We start from the raw sequence: 22,006 nt of genomic DNA, 5'->3' as shown, positions 1-22,006 counted from the left end.
CGGTCGTTCTCGGGGGCCGGTCCGGTGTGGCCGGCGCCGGCCACCGGCGAGACGGACTCGGGGACGGCGTGACCGAGCACCGTCAGGGTGCCGTGCCGCGCGGTAGGACGTGCGCACTTCTCCCTTCCTTGACGGGGCCGAGGCGGCCGGGGTGGTGGATCAGACCGCGAAGAGCAGGGCGGCGCTGAGGAGGACCACCGCCGCGGTGGCGAAGTGGATGCCGAACGCGGCGGCCCTGCTGCCGCCGTGGCGCAGGACGATCACGGTGTCGCCCAGCGGCGTGAGGGCCACGGCGAGCAGGAACCGGGCGGCGGCGTGGGCGTCCGCGAAGGCGAGGAGCGCGAGGCCGATGACGCCGGAGGTCAGGTCGCGCAAGCCCTTGATGGTGAGGTGGGCGGCGTCTCCGTCCGGCTTGGCGGGGACGCCGTAGCCTCTCGCCGCCGCCTGCGGAGCGCCGAGGAAGCGGATGCCGATCACCAGGACGAAGAGCACGAGGACGTAGGCGAGCCCGTGGGCGACAGTGGGGAGCGTGTCGTGACTTCCGTGGTCGAAGGCCCGTGGGAGCACGGGCGGTGGAGGGGCGGGAGCGTGTACGGCGTCGATCCTGGGACCCGCGGGCCGTTCGCACGAGTGTCGGAAGGGACACCACCCCTACACTTCGCGACATGACGTTCGTGGCGATGCCGGTGTACGACGGGGCGATGCTCTTCGAAGCGGCCATCGTGCTGGAGATCTTCGGCATGGACCGTCCCCATCTGGCCGATCCCTGGTACGAGTTCGCCGTGTGCGGGCCCCAGGACGCCCGGCTGGGGGGCTGGTTGCGGGTCGGCAGCACGCGCGGGCTCGACGTGCTCGGGCGCGCCGACACGGTGATCGTGCCCTCCTGCGAGGACATCGAGGCCGAACCGCCCGAGGACCTGCTGGACGCGCTCCGGGACGCCCACCGGCGCGGGGCCCGGATCGCCTCGTTGTGCACCGGCTCGTTCGTCCTCGCCGCCGCCGGGCTGCTGGACGGGCGGGAGGCCGCCACGCACTGGCGGCACGCGGCCCGGCTCGCGGAGCGCTATCCGCGCGTACGTGTCAACGCCGACGTCCTGTACACCCACGACGGGCAGATCCTCACCGCCGCGGGCAAGGCCGCCGCCCTGGACCTCAGCCTCCACCTGGTGCGCCTCGACCACGGGGCCGCCGTCGCCAACGCGCTCGCCCGCATCCTGGTGGTGCCGCCGCACCGCGCCGGCGGTCAGGCCCAGTACATCGCCGCGCCCGTGCCGGCCCGGAGCGGTGACGGGTTCGCCGACCTGCAGGACTGGGCCCTCGACCGGCTCCACGAACCCCTGACCGTGCAGGACCTGGCCGCCCGCGCCGGCATGAGCACCCGGCACCTGACGCGCCACTTCCACCGGAGCACGGGTCTCACCCCGCTGCGCTGGCTGCACGCCCAGCGCATCAGGCGCGCGCAGGAACTCCTGGAGACCACCGACACCGCCGTCGAACGGATCGCCGCGCACACCGGCATGGGTACGGCGACCACCCTGCGCCGGCACTTCAGCCGCGCGGTGGGCGTGCCCCCGGACGCGTACCGGCGTACGTTCCGCGGCCAGACGCGTTCATGAGCCGGCCCGGCCCGGCCGTCCTCAGGCCTTCGGGACCGTGTTGACGTAGGCGGTGCCCGTGCCGTGGAACTCGTCCACGGTCTTCTGGAGCTCCGCCGGGGAGACGGCCGCGTCGGCCTTGTAGTAGACCCAGTCGACCTTCATGTCCCAGGTGCGCGGACCGCCGGTGAAGGGGAGGTCGACGAACCAGTTGCTGAAGTGGATGTCCATCGGCTCGCGCGGGACGTAGCGGCCCGAGCTGGTGAACAGCGCCTTGCCGTCCAGGGAGTAGGTCACCTGGCCGTCCACGGCGGTGATCATCAGGGTGTGCCAGCCGCCGAGGCGCCGTTCGAGGGTCTCGTGGATCCGGTCCGGCGGGTCGGCCTTGAACCAGCTCACGGTGTCGAGCCGCGGACCCGTCGAACCCCAGCCGCCGTTCGGCAGGTACTCGAAGTCGAGTTCGCTGTAGTGCTCCGAGGAGTCCGCGGGGGAGATCGGGAAGAAGGTCTGGACGACGTGGTCGCCGTCGCGGCCGCTCGTCGGCTCGTCGCCGAGGTGGACCCGGGCGGCGAAGGTCCCGGTGAAGAAGTTCCGGCTCGTGGTCTGCACCTCGACCTGCGTGGTGCCCCGGGCCGTGCCGTCGGTGGCGGAGCGCAGCCGCAGGACCGTGCCGCCCCGGCCGGGCCCGTCGCCGTTCTGGGCCGTCGGGTCGGAGGGGAAGGCGACGCCCTCCGCGCTCCAGGTGTCCTTGACGCCCGGGCCGCCCCCGCCGGTGCGGATCTCCCAGCCGTGGGCGGCGAGGGAGGGGTCGTCCGCGCCGGTGTAGTCGAAGGTGTCGAACAGGGTTCCCGGCGGGCCGGTGGGCGTCGGCGACGCGTCCGGCGCCCGCCCGGCGGCGTCGGTGCCGCCGCCGGACGCGGGGGCGCCGGAGCACGCGGCGAGCACGCACAGGAGGGCGGGCAGCGTGAGCGCCGTCCACACGCGGCGACGAGGGGTGCGGCGGGGCTGGCTCACGCAGGCTCCTTGGGGGCGTAGGCGTGATGCCGGGGCACGCCCCTTGCGGGCGGCACACGCGGATCACGTGAAGTGAGCCGACATCCTAGCGAATGGTTTCGGCCACCTCGTCGGGTGCGCGCGACCGGGCCGCCAGCGGTGCGGGCGGCCGTCCGTCGACATACCGATCTGGTTACGGAGCTCGATCAGACCGTGCCAAAAGCGGATATCACGCGCCAATCGATCACGGTCATCCGTCACATCGCGCTCTACTCTTCAGCCGTCTACCTTCCTGCGCAAAAAGGCCACACGAGATGCGCCACGTCTCCACATCTTTCGATCGTGGATCGGCATACCTGGCACAGCCCGGCGTGTCCGAATCTAGTCCCCAGGAGCCCGCTCCGGCCCCGGTGTTCGTCGACCAGTCCGGGCAGCGCAGCCGTCGCTTCCGGCGCCTCGGCTGGCCGGTCTCCGTGGCCGGCGCGATCCTGGCCGCCGCCATGGGCAGCAGCCTGATCGGCATGCAGTCGGCCGCGCCGGCGATCGAGGTTCCCCCGGAACCCACCTACGTGCCCACCCGGGGACCCCTGTCCCCCTCCCTGCCCTGACCACGGGCGCGACCCGCACCACCCCTCCCCAGGAGCGCCCTTGTCCCGCCACCAGCGCCGTCGGCAGTCCCTGCTGAGGCCGCGCCGACTGGCCGCGCCGCCGCTGCGCTTCTTCATGCCGCTGTCGCTGCTGGCCTGCCTGCTCGCCCTGCTCGTCCTGCGCGGCCTCGCCACCAACGAGGCGTTCCACGACGACCGGATCGCGACCTCGGTCGACAAGACGACGGTGCCGCGCAACCTGCTCAAGGGCGGCCCGATCATCGACGCGCGCGGCGAGCGCAACGAACGCCCGGTGAGCTACAAGGTCCCCGACCACACCGTGGTCCTGAGCTTCGACGACGGCCCCTCGCCCGAGTGGACCCCGAAGATCCTCGACGTGCTCGCGGCCCACGACATCCACGCCGTCTTCTTCGTGACCGGCGCGATGACCACGCGCCACCCCGAGCTCATCCGGCAGATCGTCGCGGGCGGCCACGAGATCGGTGTGCACACCTTCACCCACCCCGACCTGGCCTACCAGTCCGAGGCCCGGATCAGCTGGGAGCTGGCGCAGACCCAGCTCGCCCTGGCCGGCGTCGCGGGCGTCCACAGCTCGCTGTTCCGCCCGCCGTACTCCTCCGACGCGTCCGCGCTCGACGACTGGAACTACCCGGTCATCAGGTACGTCGGCGCCCGCGGCTACCTCACCGCCTTCATCGACCGCGACACCGACGACTGGAAGCGCCCCGGCGTGGACGCCATCGTCAAGGCGGCCATGCCGCGCAAGCCCGGCGCGGGCGAACTGGTCCTGCTGCACGACGCGGGCGGCGACCGCACCGAGACCCTCGCCGCGCTCGAGCAGATCATCGAGAGGCTGCAGGCCCAGGGATACCGCTTCGCCACCGTCTCCGAGGCGCTCGGCGCCACCGACGCCACCGTGCCGGTGCACGGCTACCCACTGTGGGCGGGCAAGTGCTTCATCTGGGCCAGCCAGGCCGCCGTGCTCACCCTCCCGGTGCTGGTCGCCCTCCTCGCCGTCGTCGGCTTCCTCAACTTCGGCCGGTTCGCGCTGATGCTCATCCTCGCCCCGCTGCACGCCCGGCGCTCCCGGCGGCGCGACGCGTGGGGACCACCCGTCACCGAGCCGGTCACCGTCCTCGTCCCGGCGTACAACGAGCGCGAGTGCATCGCGAACACCCTCCACTCGCTGGCCGCCAGTGACCACCCGATCGAGGTCATCGTCGTCGACGACGGCTCCACCGACGGCACCGCGGACATCGTCGAGGCCCTGGCCCTGCCCTTCGTCCGGCTGATCCGCCAGGTCAACGGCGGCAAGTCCAGCGCGCTCAACACCGGCATCGCCGCCGCCTCGTACGACATCGTCGTGATGATGGACGGCGACACCGTCTTCGAGCCGTCCACCGTGCGCGAGCTGGTCCAGCCCTTCGGCGACCCGCGGATCGGCGCCGTCGCCGGCAACGCCAAGGTCGGCAACCGGGAGAGCCTGATCGGCGCCTGGCAGCACATCGAATACGTCCTCGGCCACAACCTGGACCGCCGGATGTACGACATGCTGGGCGTCATCCCGACCATCCCCGGCGCCGTGGGCGCCTTCCGCAAGGAAGCCCTGCGGCGGGTCGGCGGGATGAGCGACGACACCCTCGCCGAGGACACCGACATCACCATGGCGGTGCTCTGCGACGGCTGGCGGGTCGTCTACGCCGAGCGCGCCCGCGCCTGGACCGAGGCCCCCGCCAGCCTCCCGCAGCTGTGGTCCCAGCGGTACCGCTGGAGCTACGGCAGCATGCAGGCGATGTGGAAGCACCGGCGCGCCGTGACCTCCCGCGGCCCGGCCGGGCGCTTCGGCCGGATCGGCCTCCCGCTCGTCGTGCTCTTCGGCGTGGTCGCCCCGCTGCTCGCCCCGCTCGTCGACATGTTCCTGCTGTACGGCGTGCTGTTCGCCGACGCGCCCATCACCCTCGCCAGCTGGGGCGGCTTCATCCTGCTCCAGGCCCTGCTGTCCTGGTACGCCTTCCGGCTCGACGGCGAGAAGCCGCTGCACCTGATCAGCCTGCCGATCCAGCAGCTGGTCTACCGGCAGCTGATGTACATCGTCCTGCTGCAGTCCACGATCACCGCGCTGACCGGCGGCCGGCTGCGCTGGCAGAAGCTCCGGCGCACCGGCGAGGTCGCCGCACCGGTGGAGGCCTGACCATGACCGCACCCTTCGAGTCCGGCCGCACCCAGGACACCCTCCGGCTGAGGATCCCCGCCGTCGCGCGACCAGAGCTCCGGCGGGATTTCCCGCCGGGGCTCCACGCGGAGCCGGCACCGAAGCCCGAGCCGTCGGCAGCGGCCCCGCGCAAGGGCGGCCGGGACCGCTACCTCGACCTGCTGCGCGCCCTGGCGCTGGTCCGCGTGGTGCTCTACCACAACTTCGGCTGGTTCTGGCTGCCCGTCGTCTTCCCGTCGATGGGCGTGATGTTCGCGCTGGCCGGGTCGCTCATGGCCCGCTCGCTCAGCCGCCCCGCCCTCGGCGTCATCCGGGGCCGGCTGCGGCGGCTGCTGCCGCCGATGTGGCTGTTCGGCGCGGTCATGCTCACCCTGGAGATCGCCGACGGCTGGGGCCCGGACGCCGAGGGGCACCCCGCGTGGTGGTGGGGCAAGATGCTGTTCTGGCTCCTGCCGCTGAGCACCCCGCCGTACGCCGAATCGCTGAACGGCTTCGACCACCTCGTGGGGCAGGGCTGGGCGGTACAGGTCATCGTCCCGCTCTGGTACCTGCGTGCCTACCTCTGGTACGTCCTGCTGTCACCGCTGCTGCTGTGGGCGCTGCGGCGGGCGCCGGCGGTGACGCTGTGCGCGCCGCTCGCGCTGTCGGTCGTCATGAACACTGTCTTCGCGGACCAGGAGTTCGTCTACAGCCGGGTCTGGGAGACCGCCACCGACTTCACCACCTTCGGCGCCTGCTGGATCCTCGGCATGGCCCACCAGGAGGGCCTGCTCAAGAAGATCCCGCAGTACGTGGTGCCGTCCGTGGCGCCACTGATCATGGTGGCCGGCTGGTGGTACCTGCAGACCCGGCCCGTCGACCCGACCGTGCGGACCGACATCGAGAGCTGGCCGATCGCGCAGGCCCTGTGGTCCTTCGGCTTCGTCGCCCTCCTGCTCCACGTCAGTCCCTCCTGGGACCGCTGGCCCCGACCGCTGGAACGCTGGAACGGTCTCATCAGCCTGCTCAACGCCCGCGCCGTCAGCGTCTATCTCTGGCACGAGACCGCCCTGGTGGCCGCCATCCCGCTGATCGACCCCCTCTGGTCCGTCGGCTTCTTCTACGAGCACTTCCAGTGGCTGCTGACCAGCCAGTGGTTCCCGCTGATCGTGGCGATCCCGCTGACCGCGCTGCTCGTGCTGACCTTCGGCTGGATGGAGGACGTGGCCGCGAAGCGCCCGCCGCGCCTCTTCCCGTACCCGCGCCGCGGACGGGGCAGGCGCCGGGCCGGGGCCTGACGCGGACCGTCCGATCCGCCTCGGGCGCCGGCCGCCGTGTGCCGGGCGACGACGCCCGTCAGCCGGTGATCTCGACGGGAGTGCCGTCGGCCGCTGCCGGGGCCGTCGCGGGCGCCGGCTTCGTACCCGCACCGGTGACGCCCTGGAGGAGCGCGGCCAGGTCGACGCCGGTGGTGGAGGAGAGCAGCTCCATGCCCTGGGCGACGTTGTCGGTGACGGTACGGGTCAGCCGGCTCGCGCCGTCCGTGGAGACGACGGTCAGCTTGTCGACGGCCGCGAGCGGTTCCGCGGCCTTGGCGACGACCTGGGGCAGGACCTCGACGAGCATCTGCAGGACGGCGGCGTCCCCGTACTGCCCGAAGGCGTCGGCCTTCTTGAGCATCGCCTCGGCCTCCGCCGAGCCCTTGGCGGCGATGGCGGCGGCCTGGGCCTCGCCCTCGATCCGTACGGCCTCGGCCAGGGCGGCGCGCTGGGCCTTCTCGCCCTCACCGGTCAGCCGGGCGCGCTCGGCCGCCGCCTCGGCCTCCTTGACCAGGGCGATGCGGCGGGCCTCGGCCTCCTGCTCGGCCCGGTAGCGGGCCGCGTCGGCCGGCTTGCGGACCTCGGTGTCCAGCTGACGGTCGGTCAGGGCGGCCTGCCGGGCGGCGACCTTCTCCTGCTCGGTGAGGATGTCCTGCTGACGCGCGGCCTCGGCGAGCGGTCCGGCGGCGTTGGCCTGCGCGGCGGCCTCGTCGGTCTGGGCCTTGATCTCGGCCTGCTTCAGGTAGAGGGTGCGCTGCGCGACGGCGATCTCCTCCTCGGCCTTCAGCCGGGCCTGCTCGGCGGCCCGGCGGGCGACGGCCTCGGCGATGTCGGCCTCCTGCTTGGCCCGCGCGGCCTCCGGCCGGCCGAGGTCCTCCAGGTAGGAGCCCTCGGTGGTGATGTCCTGGATCTGGAAGGCGTCGAGCACGAGCCCCTGCCCGGACAGGCTGGCCTCCGCCTCCTCGGCGACCTGGCCCGCGAAGGCGGCGCGGTCCCGGATGATGTCCTCGACCGACATCCGGCCGACGATGGAGCGCAGCGCGCCGGAGAGCACCTCCTGGGTGAAGCCGACGATGCCGTCCTGCTGCATGAGGAAGCGCTGGGCGGCGGCCCTGATCGAGTCCTCGTTGCCGCCGACCTTGACGATGGCGACGCCGTCGAGGTTCGCCTTCACGCCGCGCAGGGTGACCGCGCCGCGGACCGCGACGGGGATGTGGCGGCTGGACAGGTCGAGGCTGAACTTCTGCTGGACGAACGGCACGACGAAGACGCCCCCGCCGACCACGACCTTCTGCCCGCTGTTGTCGGTGAACACCCGCCCGGTCTGGGGATCGGTGGCCTTCTTGCCGCGCCGGCCGGTGATGATGAACGCCTCGCTGGGGCCCGCCACCTTGTACCGGGTGACGACCACGAGGCCGAGCAGGACGACGAGGACGACGATGCCCACCACGGCGGTGAGGACAGGGCTCATGAAGAAACCCCCTTCGATCGGAGACGAACGTGGATGAACGGAGGGAAGCGCGCGGTCTGCGGTCTGCGGTCTCGGGTCAGCGGTCGACCGGGCGGACGAGGACGGAGGTCGGCGAGAGCACGGCCTCGACCCACACCTCGCTGCCCCGGGCGACGGCCGACACCGAGCGCGCGGCGTACTTCACCGGCTGACCGGCCAGGTGCAGCATCACCTCGCCGTACCCGTCGGCCGGGATCGCCGTCACCACCGCGCCGGTGGACCCGGTGAGGTCCTCGCCCCGTGGCGCGGGCGCGCCGGCGTCGCGCATGAGCACCCGGCTGAACCGCCAGGTCACCCACCCCACGACGCCCCCCACGACGACGCCCGCACCGGTGGCGGCCCCCGCCCCCGTACCGGTGGTGCCGAGCACGATCGCCCCCGTGAACCCGAGGGCCGACACGAACCCGGCGATCACCGGCAACGACAGAATCCCGTCCAGCCCCCCGCCGAGTCCGTCGAGGACCCCCTCCAGCACCCCGTCGAGGACCAGGCTCAGGACGAGCAGCACCAGACCGACGGTGCCGAGACCGAGCAACCAGACCATCCGCAGCACCCCGTCTCGTGCGCCCTTTCCGTCGTCACGCGGATGGTTCCATGCGGGGGCACGCATGTTCATTGCCGGTTTCCGGCAGTCTTCACGCGCTCTTGATGCCGGTCCGGCGACGCTGGCGGCGAGCGTGAGCCGGGCGCGGGGCGTCACCGCCGGTGGGCGGGGCCCTCGTCCACGAAGGTGCGTGCGGGGGCGCCCGGTGTTGGAATGGGAGGCGGCCAGGAGTGCGGCGGGCGGGGGCCGTGGGGCCGCACCGTTCGGAGGCACACAGCCGCCAGCGAGGAGTCGGAATGAGCGTCGACGAATTCTCCGAGATGGGACCCGTCGATTACCTGATCCTGGAGTTCCCGGGCAATCGCATGACCGGAGAAGGCCTCTCCCTTCTGCTCGACCTGGTCGAGCGGCGCATCATCCGCGTCCTCGACCTGTCCTTCGTCCGCAAGGACGAGGACGGCTCGGTCACGGCGCTGGAACTCACCGACCTGGACGGCGACGGGGTACTCGACCTGACCGTGTTCGAGGGAGCCTCGTCGGGCCTGCTCGGCGAGGACGACCTCCGGGAGGCCGCCGGAGTCCTCGAACCCGGCAACTCCGCGGGCGTGCTCGTCTACGAGAACCTGTGGGCCGCCCCGCTGGCGGCCGCCCTGCGCCGCAGCGGGGCGCGCATGGTCGCCAACGGAAGGATCCCGGCCGAGGACCTCCTGGCGACCCTGGAGGCCGTCGAGGCCGGTTCCGCTTCCTGACGCCCCGCGCCCCGCGCCCGGCGCCCGCGCCCGGCGACCCCCGTCCGACGACAAGGAATCCGTCATGCCCGGTCTTCTTCGCGGTGTCGCGCGCACCGCGGTCATCTCCGGTACCGCCACCGCCGTGTCCAACCGCGTCTCGCGACGCCAGGCGGGCCGATGGGCGCGGCAGGACTACGAGCGCGCCGCCGCGGCGCCGCCCCCGCAGGAGTACGCCGCCCCGCCGCCCGCGCCCGAACCCGGACCCCCGGCCGGGGGCTCGATGGACGCCACCATCACGCAGCTGAAGGAGCTCGCCCAGCTCAAGGAGCAAGGGGTGCTCACCGAGGCCGAGTTCGAGGCCCAGAAGAGCCGCATCCTCGGCGGATGACACGAGACCCGCCCCCAGGCAGCCGCTTCGCGCCGTCGGGGGCGGGTTCCGTGTCGTCCCGTTCGCGGAACCGGCGCCCGCGCCCTGCGCACGGGCCCCGGTCACCCGGTGCGCTGGTGCGGGTTCGGCGGTGCGGAGGGACGCCCGCGGAGTGTGGAGGCGGTGATCACCGATCACCTACCCTGTGGGGCATTCGAACGGCTGACCAGGGGTGGGGGCTCGACGTGGTGCGGCGATCGACCGGAGACGACAGCGGTGCGGTACGGCCCGCGGTCCTGGGCTGGGTGACGGCCCTGGTGGCGGTCCTGGGCGCGCTGGTGTGCGTCGCCTGGCTGTTCCTGAGCGACCTCGGCTACTGGCCGGGCTCGGGAATGAAGACCGTCTGGGAAGCCCCGTACGACCGCCACGCCAGCGAAGGGGGCGACCGCGTCCGGCTCGTCGGCGACACCGTCGTGCGCGGCCGGGCCGACGCCGTGACCGGATTCGACGTCAGGTCCGGCGCGAAGCGCTGGGAGTACGTGCCCGGGCGGGCCGACATCTGTGCCACCACCCCGACCGTCGACGACGGGGTGGCCCTGATCGCCTACGGCGATCCGCGCAAGGGCTGCGACACCCTCGCCGCGCTCGATCTGACCCGTGGACGCGAACTCTGGCACACGGCCCGCCCCTCCGCCGACCCGATGGCCGTCGGCGCGGGGCTCGGCGTGTTCCCCGACGAGCGGGCGCGCAGCGTCCGCGCCGTCGCCCTGCGCTCCGGCGCGCCCCGCTGGACGGCCGCCGTCCCGAAGGGTTGCGTGCCGGGCGAGGTCGCCGCCGCCGCGCGCCACGTCCTCGCGGTCGTCGCCTGCGGCGGGGAGCTGAAGCTCGCCGCGTTCGGCCCGGCCGACGGCGAGGAACGGTGGACGGTGCCGCTCGACGCCCGCCGGGGCGTGCCCGCCGGCACCGGTGCCGCCTTCGTGTCGGCCGATCCCGTGGTGGTGCGCATCGGAGGCCCGGACGAGGCCGATGGGTACGCGTACCGTGCCTTCGGCCCTGACGGCCGGCCCCGGGGAGTCGTCGACGCGCCCGGCGGCCACGGCCGCATCACCGGGGCGACCGTCGACGGCGGACGCCTCCTGGCGACCGCCACCGGCGACGGCGGGTCCGGTGGGAGCTGGGACCGGCTCGTCGCCTTCGACCTGGCGAGCGGGAACGAGCTGTGGAACCGGACCGTGGCCGGCAACTGGATGGACACCGCGGGCTGGTCCGCCCGCGACGGCCGGGTCACGGTCCTCACCACCTCGTCGAAGTACGGGGACGAGCTCCACGTGTACGACGCCGCCACCGGGCACGAGCAGGAGACCCGCGCCTTCCGCGACCACCTGGCCCGCGCCGATGAGCTCCTGACGTACGAGGACCTGGTCATCGCCTTCCGCCGGGGCCCGGGCGGGCGCCCCTTCACCGTGTACGCACGCTCCTGAGGCGCCCGGTTCAGGAGGTGAGCTCGTCGGCCAGCAGGTCCATCAGGAGGCCGTCGTGCCAGGTGCCGTCGGAGCCGCGTTCGTACTGGCGCATGATGCCGACGGGGCGGAAGCCGACCTTCTCGTAGGCGCGGATCGCCGCGGTGTTGGCGGCCGCCGGGTCGATGACGAGGCGGTGGTGGCCGAGGGTGTCGACGAGGTGGCGGGCCAGGGTGCGGACGGCGTCGGGGCCGAGGCCGCGGCCGTGGGCGGCGGGGGCGAGGAAGATGTCGATGCCGGCGTGCCGGTAGTCCGGTTCGTCCTCGGCGTACCACTGGATCATGCCGACGATCCGCCCCTCGTGGCGGATCGTCAGGCAGTGGGTACCGGGGTCGTCGAGATCGGCCGTGATCTCGGACACGAGGTCCTCGCCTCCCCGCCACCACGCGCGGACCTCGGGGGTGGCCCGGATCGCGGCCAGCGCGGGGACGTCCTCGACGGTGGTGGGGCGGAGGAGCACGGAAGCGCCCTGCAGCTCGGTCATGGGCAGGAACACTAGTCGGCCCCTCCGGGCGGCGGTGCGGGACGGTGGCCGCCCGGAGGGGGGTTCGGTGCCCGGGGGCGTCAGGGGAAGCTGACGACCGTCGAGGGGATCGTCGAGGTGCCCTGGGTCGGGGCGCCGATGTCGTTGATGACGTGCTCGAACTGCCCGTTGCCGCCGAGCGACACGGTCAGCAGGCCGTGGAACCGCACGCCCGGCTTCACCGGGGCCCTGAAGCCGTGGTCCTGACGGATCGTCGGGTCGACGTTGTAGTAGCAGTAGCTGCCGAGGCCCCAGCCCTCGTGGGTGGTGACGGAGTCGTCGACGCGGTAGGCGGCGTAGCCCTTGGTGGTGCCGTTCTGGATGGCGGCCTGGTTCGGGGCGTCGTACGCCTTCTCGTTCTGGAAGAAGATCGTCCGGCCCCGGTCGCCGTACCACTCGACGTCGTACTTGTTGAAGTGCTCGACGAACAGGCCGGTGGCGAGCACGTCGTCGCCGTTGACCCGGACGCCGTAGTCGGCGCGGTTGGTCTCCCAGCCGACGCCGTCGCCGTGGTCGGCGCGCCAGACCCAGGTGTGGTCGATCAGGGTGTCGTCGTTGTTGACGACGATGCCCGTGGTGGCCTTGCCCGCGCCGGCGCCGCCGACCCGGACGTAGACGTCCTGGACGGTGGTGGGGTCGGCGGAGTGGTCGGCGGAGGCGTTCTGCGGGCCGATCTCCAGCAGGGTCGGCGAGTTGACCGGTCCGGCGTCCACGAGGAAGCCGGCGAGGCGGACGCCGTCGACGTCGGCGACGCGCAGCGCGGTGACGCCGTTGTCGGGGATGATCGTGGCCAGTCCGAGGCCGAGCACGACGGTGCCGGGCCGGTTCACCTCGATGGTCCGGTCGACGTGGTAGATGCCCGGTGTGAACAGCAGGTGCAGGCCCTGGGCGAGCGCCTGGTTGACGGTGGCGGCGGTGGTGCCCGGCCTGACCACGTAGAAGCGGCTCAGCGGGATCGTCTCGCCCTGCGGGGCGCCGCCCGCCCAGGTCGTGCCGCGGGCGTTGACGCGCTTGGCGGGGGAGAAGACCTTGAACTGGTTGTCCTGCCAGATCAGGTACGGCTTCTCGCGGGAGACCGGCGTGGTGTCGAGCGTGGTGTACTTCGGCTCCGGGAAGGACTGCGCGGGCGCGCCCTCGGTGCCGGAGAAGACCTGGTTCCAGACGCTGTTGGACCAGCCGCCGCCGATCGAGCTGTCGCGGGTGTACCACTGCTGCTGCGAGTAGTTGCCCACCTGCCCGTCGATCCGGGAGTCGGCGATGTAGCCGCCGCTGGCCCAGCCGTAGCCGGTGGGGGCGAGGTTGAGCCCGCCCTTGACGTGCATGCGGCGGAAGGAGGAGGCCTGCGACACGGCCCAGCGGTCGGTGCCGTTGACCGGGTTGAGTGCCAGGCCCTCGGCGCCGCGCCAGAAGTTCTGGGTGGCGTTGCCGTTGAACCAGCCCGCGTCGACCGTCACGTCCCCGTTGATCGTGGTGTCGTCGGGGCGCAGGCCGAGGCCGGCGATCTGGGTGTAGAAGCCGATCTGGGCGTTGAGGCCCTGGTAGGTGCCCGGCTTGAACAGGAAGGCGTGCCGGCCGGTGCCGAACTGGGCCGACTCCTGCTGCCGGAACACCTCGTCCAGCCGGGCCTGGATGCCGGGTGTGGACGGGTCGACGACGTGGACGTTCGGTCCGAGGTCGCCGCCGCCCGGCAGGGTGGTGCCGCCGCCGGGGGTGCCGTACACCTGGAACTCCCAGAGCGAGTAGCCCCAGACGGTGCCCCGGGTGAGGCCCTTCATGCGGACGTAGCGGCCGGTGCCGGACAGGGCGACCTCGTCGGTGCCGCCGTCGCCGTCGGTCACGGTGGTGACGGTGCGCCAGTCGCTGCCGTTCTCGGAGGCCTGGATCTCGTAGCTCTTGCCGTAGGCGGTCTCCCAGGTCAGCACGGCGCTGCTGAGCGGGGCGCTCTGGCCGAGGTCGACCTGGAACCACTGGGCGTCGGACCAGTCGCTGGCCCAGCGGGTGCCGGTGAGGTCGCCGTCGACCGCACCGGGAGCGGTGAAGGGGCCCTCGGTGGAGGAGGCGGTGGCCGCCTTGCCCTGGGAGAGCAGGGTGGGCGCGGCGGTGGCCGGCGCCGCGGGGACGACGGCGAGCAGTCCGCCGGCGAGCGCCGCGACGAGCGCGCCGACGGTGGCCCGCCGGGCGGGCCGGAGCGGCCGTGCGGCGGGGTGCCGGCGGGCCGGCGGGGACCAGAGGTGGGGCATGGGGGCTCCTGGGGATGTGTGGGGGAAACACGGGAGTGCGCATGCGTACGTGCTGGTGCTGGTGCTGGTGCTGATGCTGGTGCTGGGGTGACGCCGTTCCGGTGCCCGTCGGACCCGGGCGGACCGGTCCGGCGGACACCACGCGGCCGCCCTGGGGCGGGCCGGCCGCGCCGGGCCCGTACCGGACCCGGCGTCCCTGGGGGCCGGTCAGCGGCCGCGCGTCCGGTGGGCGCGGATGATGTCCGCGTACCGCCGTCCGCTGGCCTTGACCGTCCGGCGCTGGGTGGCGTAGTCGACGTGGACCAGGCCGAAGCGCTTGTCGTAGCCGTAGGCCCACTCGAAGTTGTCGAGCAGGGACCAGGCGTAGTAGCCGGCGAGCGGCGCGCCCTTGCGCAGGGCGCGGGCGCAGGCCGCGAGGTGGTGTTCCAGGTAGCGGGTGCGGTCCGGGTCGTGGACCGTGCCGTCGGGGCCGACGGTGTCGGGGAAGGCCGAGCCGTTCTCGGTGACGTACAGCTCGCGCACCCCGTACTCCTCGGTGAGCCGGAGCAGGAAGGCCTCCAGGCCGTCGGCGTCGACCGGCCAGTCCATGCCGGTGCGCGGCACGTCCGGGAGCCGCACCGAGCGCGCGTACGGGGCCGGGCCCGACGGGTCGTCGGCCACCGTCTCCGGGAAGTAGTAGTTGAGGCCGTGCCAGTCCAGCGGTGCCGCGATCAGCTCCATGTCCCCCGGGCGCTCGGGGAGTTCGACCCCGTACAGCTCGCGCATGTCGACGGGGAAGCCGCGTCCGTACACCGGGTCCAGCCACCAGCGGTTGGTGTGCCCGTCGGCGCGGCGGGCGGCGGCGACGTCCTCGGGGCGGGTGGACGCGGGCGTGACGGTGGAGTGGTTGGTGACCAGGCCGACCCGGGCGCCGGGGGCGGCGGCGCGGACCGCCGCGGTGGCCAGGCCGTGGCCGAGGAGCAGGTGGTACGAGGCGCGGACGGCGGCCGTCAGGTCGGTGAGGCCCGGTGCCATCCGGCCCTCCAGGTGTCCGATCCAGGCGGAGCAGAGCGGCTCGTTGAGGGTGGCCCAGCGGTGGACCCGGTCGCCGAGCCGGCCGGCGACGAGGCCCGCGTAGTCGGCGAGGCGTTCGGCGGTCTCGCGGACGGTCCAGCCGCCGCGGTCCTGGAGGGCCTGGGGGAGGTCCCAGTGGTAGAGGGTGATGTTGGGGGTGATGCCGGCGGCGAGGAGGGCGTCGACCAGCCGGTCGTAGAAGTCGAGTCCGGCGGTGTTGACGGGCCCGTCGCCGCGCGGGACGACCCGGGGCCAGGCGACGGACATCCGGTAGGTGTCGGTGCCCAGCTCCTTCATCAGGGCGATGTCCTCGGGCCAGCGGTGATAGTGGTCGCAGGCCGTGTCGCCGCGGTCGCCGTGGTCGATCGCGCCGGGGACCCGGCAGAAGGTGTCCCAGATGGACGGGCCGCGCCCGTCCTCGGCGACGGCGCCCTCGATCTGGTACGCGGACGTGGCCGTGCCCCAGGCGAAGGACGGCGGGAAGGCGGCGAGGTCGAGGCCGGGGACGGGGCCCGGGTCCGGCTCCGGCTCCGGGCCGGGGGCGGGGCTGAGGTCGGGGTGGAGCGGTGCAGACACGGGAGTCCTTTCGGGCCGGGCGGTCGTCACTTGACCGCGCCCGCGGTGAGGCCGGCGACGAGATAGCGCTGGAGCAGGAGGAACCCGGCGACGACGGGCACGCTCACCACGAGGGAGGCGGCCATCACCTGGTTCCAGTAGACGTCGTTCTGGGTGGCGTAGCCCTGGAGGCCGACGGCCAGGGTGCGGGTGGTGTCGTTGGTCATGACGGAGGCGAAGAGGACCTCGCCCCAGGCGGTCATGAAGGCGTAGACGGCGACGGCCACGATCCCGGGCAGGGCGGCGGGCACGACGACCCGGAAGAGGGCGCCGACCGGGCCGCAGCCGTCGACCTTGGCGGCCTCGTCGAGCTCGCGCGGGATCGAGTCGAAGTACCCGGTCAGCATCCAGATGGAGAAGGGCAGCGAGAAGGTCAGATAGGTGAGGACCAGGCCCTCGCGGGAGCCGAAGAGGGCGAGTCCGGTGGCGTTGCCGATGTTGACGTAGATGAGGAACAGCGGCAGCAGGAAGAGGATGCCGGGGAACATCTGCGTCGACAGGACGGTGACGGTGAAGACCCGCCGGCCCCGGAAGTCGTGGCGGCTGACCGCGTAGGCGGCGAAGATGGCCACCGCCACGGAGCAGACGGTGGCCGCGCCCGCCACGGCCAGGGAGTTCAGGAAGTAGTCGGCGAGCGGGACGGTGTCCCAGATGTCGGCGTACGGGCGGAGCGTGAGCCCGGACGGGATCCACTCGAAGCGTCCCGACACGTCCTCCAGCGGCTTCAGGGAGCTGGAGACCATCACGTACAGCGGCAGCAGCACGAAGCCGGTGAGCAGGGAGAGGAAGATCCGCCGGGTCCACAGGAAGGAGCGGGGCGCGGCCATGGGGGAGCGGGGGGCGGCCCCGGGGGAGCGGAGGGCGGGCTCAGGCATCGGAGGCCTTCCTTCCCCTGCCGGTGAGCAGCAGGTAGACGCCCGTGACGAGGAGCAGGAAGAGCAGGAGCAGCACGGACATCGCCGAACCGGTGCCGAAGTTCCACGTCAGGAAGGACGACTGGTAGATGTGCAGGGAGATGAGGTCGGCCGCTTCGGGCGCGGCCTTGCCGAAGAGCACGAACGGCGTGTTGAAGTCGTTGAAGGTCCACAGGAAGAGGACCAGGACGAGGACCTGGTTGACCTGCCGCAGGGACGGCAGGGTGATGTGGCGGATCTGCTTCCACACGCCGGCGCCGTCGAGTGCGGCGGCCTCGTACATGTCCCGGGGGATGTTCTGCAGGCCGGCCATGACGGTGAGGAAGGCGAAGGGCCAGCCCTTCCACACGGAGACGGTGAGCAGGGCCCAGAAGCTGTTGTCGCCGATGAGCCAGAAGGCGGGGCCGTCGCCGATGCCGAGCTGGTCGTGCAGCACGTGGTTGATCAGGCCGTTGTCCCGCTGGAACATGAAGGCCCAGGTGATGACGGCGGCGTAGACCGGCAGGGCGTACGGGACGAGGAACAGGGTGCGCAGCAGGCCGCGGCCGCGGAACTGCTCCTGGAGCAGGACGGCCGCGGCCGTGCCGAGGAGCCAGCACAGGGCGACGGACGCCAGGGTGAACAGGCAGGTGGTGACGAAGGAGGCCAGCAGGGCCCGGCCGACGGGGGCGTCGACGTTCACGGAGACGCCGTAGTTGTCGAGTCCGGCCCAGGGCGCGGACGACCAGTCCCGGATGAAGAACTGGGTGAGCTCCTTGAAGCTCATCCCGATGCCCATGAGCATCGGCACGAGGTGGACGAGGAGTTCGAGGAGGAGCGCGGGGAGCAGCAGCAGGTACGGCAGGGCGATGCGGCGGCGGCCGGGGCGGCGCCGTGCGGGCGCCGCCCCGGTTCCCGCGGTGCGCACCGCGCGCTCACTCGGCGGAGTGACGGCGGTCTGGGTCATCTGGGTTTCGCCGCCTACTTCTTCGGCATCTGCTGCTGGGCCTTGTCGAGCTTGGCCCGGACGGTCTCGGTGGTGACGGGCCGGCCGGCGGCGGCGTCGGCGAAGAGCTCCTTCACGGCGGTGCCGACGAGGGTCTCGAACTGCGACTCCTCCGGCACCTGCGGCAGGGCGGCGGCGCTGGTGGCGAGGGTCTCGCGGATGACCCTGAGCGTGGGCGTGTCGAAGGCGGGGTCCGCTTGCGCGGCCTTGACCGGCGGGACGGAGCCGTAGGTCTTGTTGAGGAGGACCTGCTCCTCGTCGCTGGTCATGAACTTCACGAACTTCAGGGCGCCGTCGAGGTTCCCGGTGTTCTTGAAGACGGAGATGTTGATGCCGGCGACCATGGAGTTGGTCCGGTCCCCCTGGCCGGGGGTGCCGGAGGGGACGGGGGCGGGGACGACGCCCCACTGGTCGTCGGTCATGCCCTGGGCGGCGAAGGTCTGCTGGGGGGTCTGCCACAGGACCATGCCGGTGCGGTTCCTGGCGAAGTCGGAGAGCGACTGGTTCTGGGCGTACTCGGCGTTGCCGGGGGCGACGATCTTCGCGCCGGCCATCAGGTCGACGTACTGCTTGACGGCGGCGACGGCCCCCTCGGAGGTGAAGTCGGGCTTGCCGTCGGGGGTGAAGAAGTCGGCGCCGTGCTGCTTGCCGAGCACGAAGACCTGGTGGATGTTGTTGGACAGGTTGGCGCCCTCGACGCCGATGCCCCACTTCCCGTCCTTGCTGAGCTTCTTGCCGGCGGCCTCGACCTCCGCCCAGGTGGTCGGCGGCTTCGCGATGCCCGCGTCGGCGAACATCTTCTTGTTGTAGTAGAGCGCGTAGGCCATGGAGTAGAGCGGCACGGCGGCCGGGTCCTGGCCGGGGGCGCCGGTCGCGCCGAGCGCGGAGTCGACGAAGCGCTCCTTGCCGCCGATGGCGGCGAGGTTCTTCTCGTCCCAGGGCAGCAGGGCGCCGGTGGACTGGAGCGAGGCGCTCCAGGTGTTGCCGATGTTGAGGACGTCGGGGCCCTGGCCGGAGGTGGTGGCGGTGAGGATCCGGTTGAGCAGGTCGGACCAGGGGATGACCTCCAGCTTGACCTTGATGCCGGTGCGCTTCTCGAACTTGTCGAGCTCGGGCTGGAGCACCTTCTTGTCGGCCTCCAGGCTGGTGCCCTGGTTGGTGGCCCAGTAGGTGAGCGTCTTCGGCCCGGAGCCGGAGCCGCCGGCGCCGTCGGCGGTGCCGCCGCCGCAGGCGGTGGCGGTGAGGAGGAGGGACAGGGTGACGGCACCGGTGACGGCGGCTCTGCTTGTGCGCATGGCTCCAGGGCCCTTTCGGGGACGACGGGAGGGAGCACCGACACCGTGGGCGGGCCCGGCCGCCGTTCGGTTCGGGCTTAATTTAGGATGTGAGTTAAGCCTCACGGGAAGGGTGCGTCAAGGCCTGGAATACGTCTGGAATACGGGTATGTTGCAGCCAAAGCCTTCAGAGAACGGGAACCCACGTGCACGCGACAAGTGGCCGTACGGTGCGTGACCTGCGGCGCGAGAACCGCACCTCCGTACTGCGCAAGCTGTACTTCGACGGACCGATGAGCCGCCTCATGCTCGGGCCCGCGATCGGCCTGAGCTCGGGCTCCATCAGCAACGTGGTCGCCGAACTCGTCGCCGAGGGCCTCGTCGAGGAGGCCGGCAGCGTCGACTCGGCCGGCGGACGCCCGCAGACCCTGCTCCGGATCAGCCCCGGCAGCGGCTGCATGATCGGCGTGGACGTCGGCGAGACCCGGGTCCGGGTCGAGCTGTTCGACCTCACCCTCACCGAACTCGCCCGCACGGAACGGGCCCTGCCCAGCACCGGACCGCGCACCGCCCGCTACGACGTCGAGCTGGTCGTCGCCCACGTCCGCGACGGCATCGCGGAGGTGGTGCGCGCCGCCGGGGTCGACCCGGACCGGCTCCTCGGCGTCGGGGTCGGCGTCCCCGGCATCGTCGCCCACGCCCCCGAGGACGGCGCCGTCGTGCACGGGCAGACCATCGGCTGGGACGCCGTCCCCTTCGAACGCCTGCTGCGCCGGACCGTCGAGCTGCCCGACACCGTCCCGTACTGGATCGACAACGGTGCCAAGACCCTCGGCCTCGCCGAGATGCGCTTCGGTGCCGGACGCGGCGCCCGCAGCGCCGTCACGGTCCTCTTCGGCTCCGGCGTCGGCGCCTGTGTCGTCACCGACCCCCTCGGGCCCGGCCGCGCCCTCGAATGGGGTCACCTCACCGTCAACGTCCGCGGCCGGCGGTGCCGTTGCGGCGCCCGCGGCTGCCTGGAGGCGTACGCGGGCGCCGAGGCGCTCCTCGCCCGCTGGCGCGAGGCCGGCGGCACCCCGCCGGAGGACGCCGACGAGGAGACCGCGCTGACGGCCCTGCTGGCCGCCGCGGCCCCGGCCGATCCGGACGCGGAGCCCGATGCCGCCGCCCTCGCGGTCCTGGAGGAGACCGCCGAGTACCTCGGCGCGGGCTTCGCCGACCTCGTCAACCTCTTCCAGCCCGAGCGGATCCTCGTCGGCGGCTGGGCCGGCCTCCAGCTCGGCGCCGGCTTCCTCGACCGCGTCACCCGGTACGTGACGGAGTACGCCCTGCGCTACCCGGCGAGCCGCACCACCGTCGGCCTCGGCACCCTGGGCCCGGAGGCGGTCACGGTCGGCGCGGCCCTGCTCCCGCTGGACGACTTCTTCGCGCGGGGCGGCCGGCGCCCCGAGACCGCCCCGAGCGCGCCGGCCCCGGCCTGGCAGACGGCGCTGGCGGACCGGGTCACGCCCTGACGGCCGCGCCGGGGACGGGGGGTCGGCAGCCGGCTCAGGCCGGGTTGTCCCCGTGGGTGAGGGTCTCCCAGGCGACGAAGAGGTTGTTGCTGCCGGCCGGGCGGTTGCGCAGCGTCAGCGCCTCGGTGTTGGTCATGGCGAAGCCCAGGCGGTGGTGCATCGCGTTGTAGCCGACCTCGGTGACCGGGCCGAGCCCGAGGTGCAGGGAACCGCCGCACAGCCAGCTCGGCGGGGCCGTGCCCAGCTCGTACTTCGACTGGAAGCCGAGGGCCTGGCGCAGCCGCTCGCCGACGTCCGTCCCGTACAGGTCCTGGCCCTGGATGCGGCTGGTCTCGGCGGTGTGCGCGATGGCCGCGATGCCGTAGCCGGTGTGGGTGAGGTCGCGGCAGGTCTCCTGGGTGAGGCCGGTGACGAAGGTCGACTGGCCCTGCCAGTAGGCGACGATCTTCTCGCGCGTGTCGAGGTTCTGGCTCGGCACGGTCTTCGGCAGCGTGCCGTCGGACGCGAGGTAGACGTAGGCGGCGGTGCGGGTGCGGAACTTCGCCATGGCCCTGTCGTACGAGGTGCGGTCCTCCAGGAAGACGGAGATGCCGACGGCGGCCTCCATCATCGACAGCTCCCAGTTCCCGTTGGAGTTCGAGCCGTTGATGACCTCTGGCAGGTAGACGTCGCGCAACATGGCGGCGAAGCGGCCGGAGTTGGGCCAGCCGCCGGTGTAGGTGGAGCGGATGATCTCGGCGGCCTTCGGCCAGGAGGAGCCGGCCCAGCCGGTCTGCAGCGGGGCGTTGCTGTTGGTGTGGTCCGTGATGACGGCCGACCAGGCGTCCATCAGCTGGATGGACTTCTGCGCGTAGCGCGCGTCCCGGGTGACGTACCAGGCGAGGGCGGTGGTGTACGCGGCGATCGCGTCCTCGCGCTCGTCGGTGCAGCCGTAGTTGGGGTTGGAGTACGAACCGCACTCCACGACCGCGCGGGGCTTCGGCACGCGGTTCAGGTCGGCGTACCTGCTCGCCATCATCTGGTCGTACACGCCCTTCCAGGGCTGGGCGCCGGCCAGCACCTGGGTGCGGGCGAAGTCCAACTGACCCCGGGAGACGCCGACTCCGGGGTGGGTGAAGACGGCGGGGGCCGACGCGGTCGCCTCGGTCGCCTCGGCGCCGGGGGCCGACGGCCAGACGAGGACGCCGGCGAGGAGGGCGGCGACGGCCGCGAGGAGTCCGGTTCTGCGCATGGGTGGGGGGCCTTCCGTTCGGGCATGTGAACGTCAATTACCGTGCTGAACAGACGTGTTGAGCGGACCGTAGGTCTGGACCAGTTCGCCGTCAAGGGGGTGAGGGTCCGGATGCGGGGGAGTGATCCGTGTCGGATCCCGTTACGGGGCCGGGGCGCGGTGGCCGGTGGCCGGCCGGTCGGCCACGTGGCGGTCCCGCACGCGCCGCCGGACCGCGGCAGACCTTACGAATCGCGGACGCCCCGCCCCCATCCGCCCCCGTGGCCGTGACCGCCCGCG

The 22,006-nt window shown here is 72.6% G+C and carries 19 protein-coding genes; 8 read left to right on the top strand and 11 right to left on the bottom strand.

Translation table 11 applies throughout. The features are described 5' to 3' along the window. Positions 1 to 159: 159 nt before the first annotated feature. Positions 160 to 567 (bottom strand): DUF4267 domain-containing protein, encoded by a 408-nt coding sequence (locus tag ACIGW2_RS32475; protein WP_391652396.1) that lies wholly within the window; start codon positions 565 to 567, stop codon positions 160 to 162. 98 nt (positions 568 to 665) lie between these two features. Here ACIGW2_RS32475 and ACIGW2_RS32470 point away from each other — a divergent pair, with 98 nt between their 5' ends. Next, entirely contained in the window at positions 666 to 1,616 is a 951-nt protein-coding gene (locus ACIGW2_RS32470; protein ID WP_391652395.1) for a helix-turn-helix domain-containing protein, read from the top strand. A gap of 21 nt (positions 1,617 to 1,637) precedes the next feature. Here the strand turns inward: ACIGW2_RS32470 and ACIGW2_RS32465 are convergent, their stop codons facing one another. Beyond that, the gene (locus ACIGW2_RS32465) at positions 1,638 to 2,609 is read right to left on the bottom strand and encodes a glycoside hydrolase family 16 protein (RefSeq protein WP_391652394.1); all 972 of its coding nucleotides are present in this window, start codon (positions 2,607 to 2,609) and stop codon (positions 1,638 to 1,640) included. A 350-nt stretch (positions 2,610 to 2,959) separates the two neighbouring features. Here ACIGW2_RS32465 and ACIGW2_RS32460 point away from each other — a divergent pair, with 350 nt between their 5' ends. From ACIGW2_RS32460 to ACIGW2_RS32450, 3 genes are read left to right on the top strand one after another with little or no spacing between them, the layout of a single operon-like run. After that, positions 2,960 to 3,196, top strand: coding sequence for a hypothetical protein (locus ACIGW2_RS32460; protein ID WP_391652393.1), 237 nt, complete (start codon positions 2,960 to 2,962; stop codon positions 3,194 to 3,196). Positions 3,197 to 3,236: 40 nt separating this feature from the next. Then, positions 3,237 to 5,387 carry a bifunctional polysaccharide deacetylase/glycosyltransferase family 2 protein gene (locus ACIGW2_RS32455; RefSeq protein ID WP_399847640.1) on the top strand — a complete coding sequence of 717 codons (2,151 nt, stop codon included), beginning with the start codon at positions 3,237 to 3,239 and terminating at the stop codon, positions 5,385 to 5,387. A gap of 2 nt (positions 5,388 to 5,389) precedes the next feature. Next, on the top strand, positions 5,390 to 6,685 hold the full coding sequence (locus ACIGW2_RS32450) for an acyltransferase (RefSeq protein ID WP_399847638.1): 1,296 nt from the start codon (positions 5,390 to 5,392) through the stop codon (positions 6,683 to 6,685). Positions 6,686 to 6,743: 58 nt separating this feature from the next. Here the strand turns inward: ACIGW2_RS32450 and ACIGW2_RS32445 are convergent, their stop codons facing one another. Both ACIGW2_RS32445 and ACIGW2_RS32440 read right to left on the bottom strand, forming a co-directional pair. After that, entirely contained in the window at positions 6,744 to 8,177 is a 1,434-nt protein-coding gene (locus tag ACIGW2_RS32445) for a flotillin family protein (RefSeq protein ID WP_391652390.1), read from the bottom strand. A gap of 76 nt (positions 8,178 to 8,253) precedes the next feature. Next, the gene (locus ACIGW2_RS32440) at positions 8,254 to 8,760 is read right to left on the bottom strand and encodes a hypothetical protein (RefSeq protein ID WP_391652389.1); all 507 of its coding nucleotides are present in this window, start codon (positions 8,758 to 8,760) and stop codon (positions 8,254 to 8,256) included. Between the two features lie 296 nt (positions 8,761 to 9,056). On the opposite strand from ACIGW2_RS32440, the gene ACIGW2_RS32435 reads away from it, so the two are divergent. The 3 genes from ACIGW2_RS32435 (at position 9,057) to ACIGW2_RS32425 (ending at position 11,339) form a co-directional block, all read left to right on the top strand. Beyond that, complete coding sequence (locus ACIGW2_RS32435; RefSeq protein WP_391652388.1) at positions 9,057 to 9,509, top strand: DUF6325 family protein; 453 nt, start codon at positions 9,057 to 9,059, stop codon at positions 9,507 to 9,509. A gap of 64 nt (positions 9,510 to 9,573) precedes the next feature. Then, the gene (locus ACIGW2_RS32430) at positions 9,574 to 9,879 is read left to right on the top strand and encodes an SHOCT domain-containing protein (RefSeq protein ID WP_391652387.1); all 306 of its coding nucleotides are present in this window, start codon (positions 9,574 to 9,576) and stop codon (positions 9,877 to 9,879) included. A 224-nt stretch (positions 9,880 to 10,103) separates the two neighbouring features. After that, a complete protein-coding gene (locus ACIGW2_RS32425) occupies positions 10,104 to 11,339 on the top strand; it encodes a PQQ-binding-like beta-propeller repeat protein (RefSeq protein WP_391652386.1) in 1,236 nt (411 codons plus the stop codon). Between the two features lie 10 nt (positions 11,340 to 11,349). Here the strand turns inward: ACIGW2_RS32425 and ACIGW2_RS32420 are convergent, their stop codons facing one another. The 6 genes from ACIGW2_RS32420 to ACIGW2_RS32395 all read right to left on the bottom strand — a co-directional run bounded on the left by ACIGW2_RS32420 (position 11,350) and on the right by ACIGW2_RS32395 (position 19,003). Next, complete coding sequence (locus tag ACIGW2_RS32420; RefSeq protein WP_399847634.1) at positions 11,350 to 11,862, bottom strand: GNAT family N-acetyltransferase; 513 nt, start codon at positions 11,860 to 11,862, stop codon at positions 11,350 to 11,352. A gap of 80 nt (positions 11,863 to 11,942) precedes the next feature. After that, a complete protein-coding gene (locus ACIGW2_RS32415; RefSeq protein ID WP_399847632.1) occupies positions 11,943 to 14,141 on the bottom strand; it encodes a discoidin domain-containing protein in 2,199 nt (732 codons plus the stop codon). Positions 14,142 to 14,348: 207 nt separating this feature from the next. Beyond that, entirely contained in the window at positions 14,349 to 15,770 is a 1,422-nt protein-coding gene (locus ACIGW2_RS32410) for a GH1 family beta-glucosidase (protein WP_399847630.1), read from the bottom strand. Between the two features lie 26 nt (positions 15,771 to 15,796). Then, positions 15,797 to 16,636: a carbohydrate ABC transporter permease gene (locus ACIGW2_RS32405; RefSeq protein WP_399847692.1), complete on the bottom strand. Its 840-nt coding sequence runs from the start codon at positions 16,634 to 16,636 to the stop codon at positions 15,797 to 15,799. A gap of 40 nt (positions 16,637 to 16,676) precedes the next feature. After that, positions 16,677 to 17,669 (bottom strand): carbohydrate ABC transporter permease, encoded by a 993-nt coding sequence (locus ACIGW2_RS32400; protein WP_399847628.1) that lies wholly within the window; start codon positions 17,667 to 17,669, stop codon positions 16,677 to 16,679. Positions 17,670 to 17,683: 14 nt separating this feature from the next. Continuing rightward, entirely contained in the window at positions 17,684 to 19,003 is a 1,320-nt protein-coding gene (locus ACIGW2_RS32395) for an ABC transporter substrate-binding protein (RefSeq protein WP_391652381.1), read from the bottom strand. A gap of 185 nt (positions 19,004 to 19,188) precedes the next feature. Here ACIGW2_RS32395 and ACIGW2_RS32390 point away from each other — a divergent pair, with 185 nt between their 5' ends. Next, the gene (locus ACIGW2_RS32390) at positions 19,189 to 20,496 is read left to right on the top strand and encodes an ROK family protein (protein ID WP_399847626.1); all 1,308 of its coding nucleotides are present in this window, start codon (positions 19,189 to 19,191) and stop codon (positions 20,494 to 20,496) included. Between the two features lie 34 nt (positions 20,497 to 20,530). Here the strand turns inward: ACIGW2_RS32390 and ACIGW2_RS32385 are convergent, their stop codons facing one another. Continuing rightward, a complete protein-coding gene (locus ACIGW2_RS32385; protein ID WP_399847624.1) occupies positions 20,531 to 21,727 on the bottom strand; it encodes an alginate lyase family protein in 1,197 nt (398 codons plus the stop codon). Between the last annotated feature and the right edge of the window lie 279 nt (positions 21,728 to 22,006).

It is taken from the genome of Streptomyces sp. NPDC053541 (assembly GCF_044544705.1).
Lineage (GTDB): Bacteria > Actinomycetota > Actinomycetes > Streptomycetales > Streptomycetaceae > Streptomyces.
Note: the sequence above shows the minus strand (reverse complement) of the source record. Positions and strands in the feature narration are given on the sequence as shown.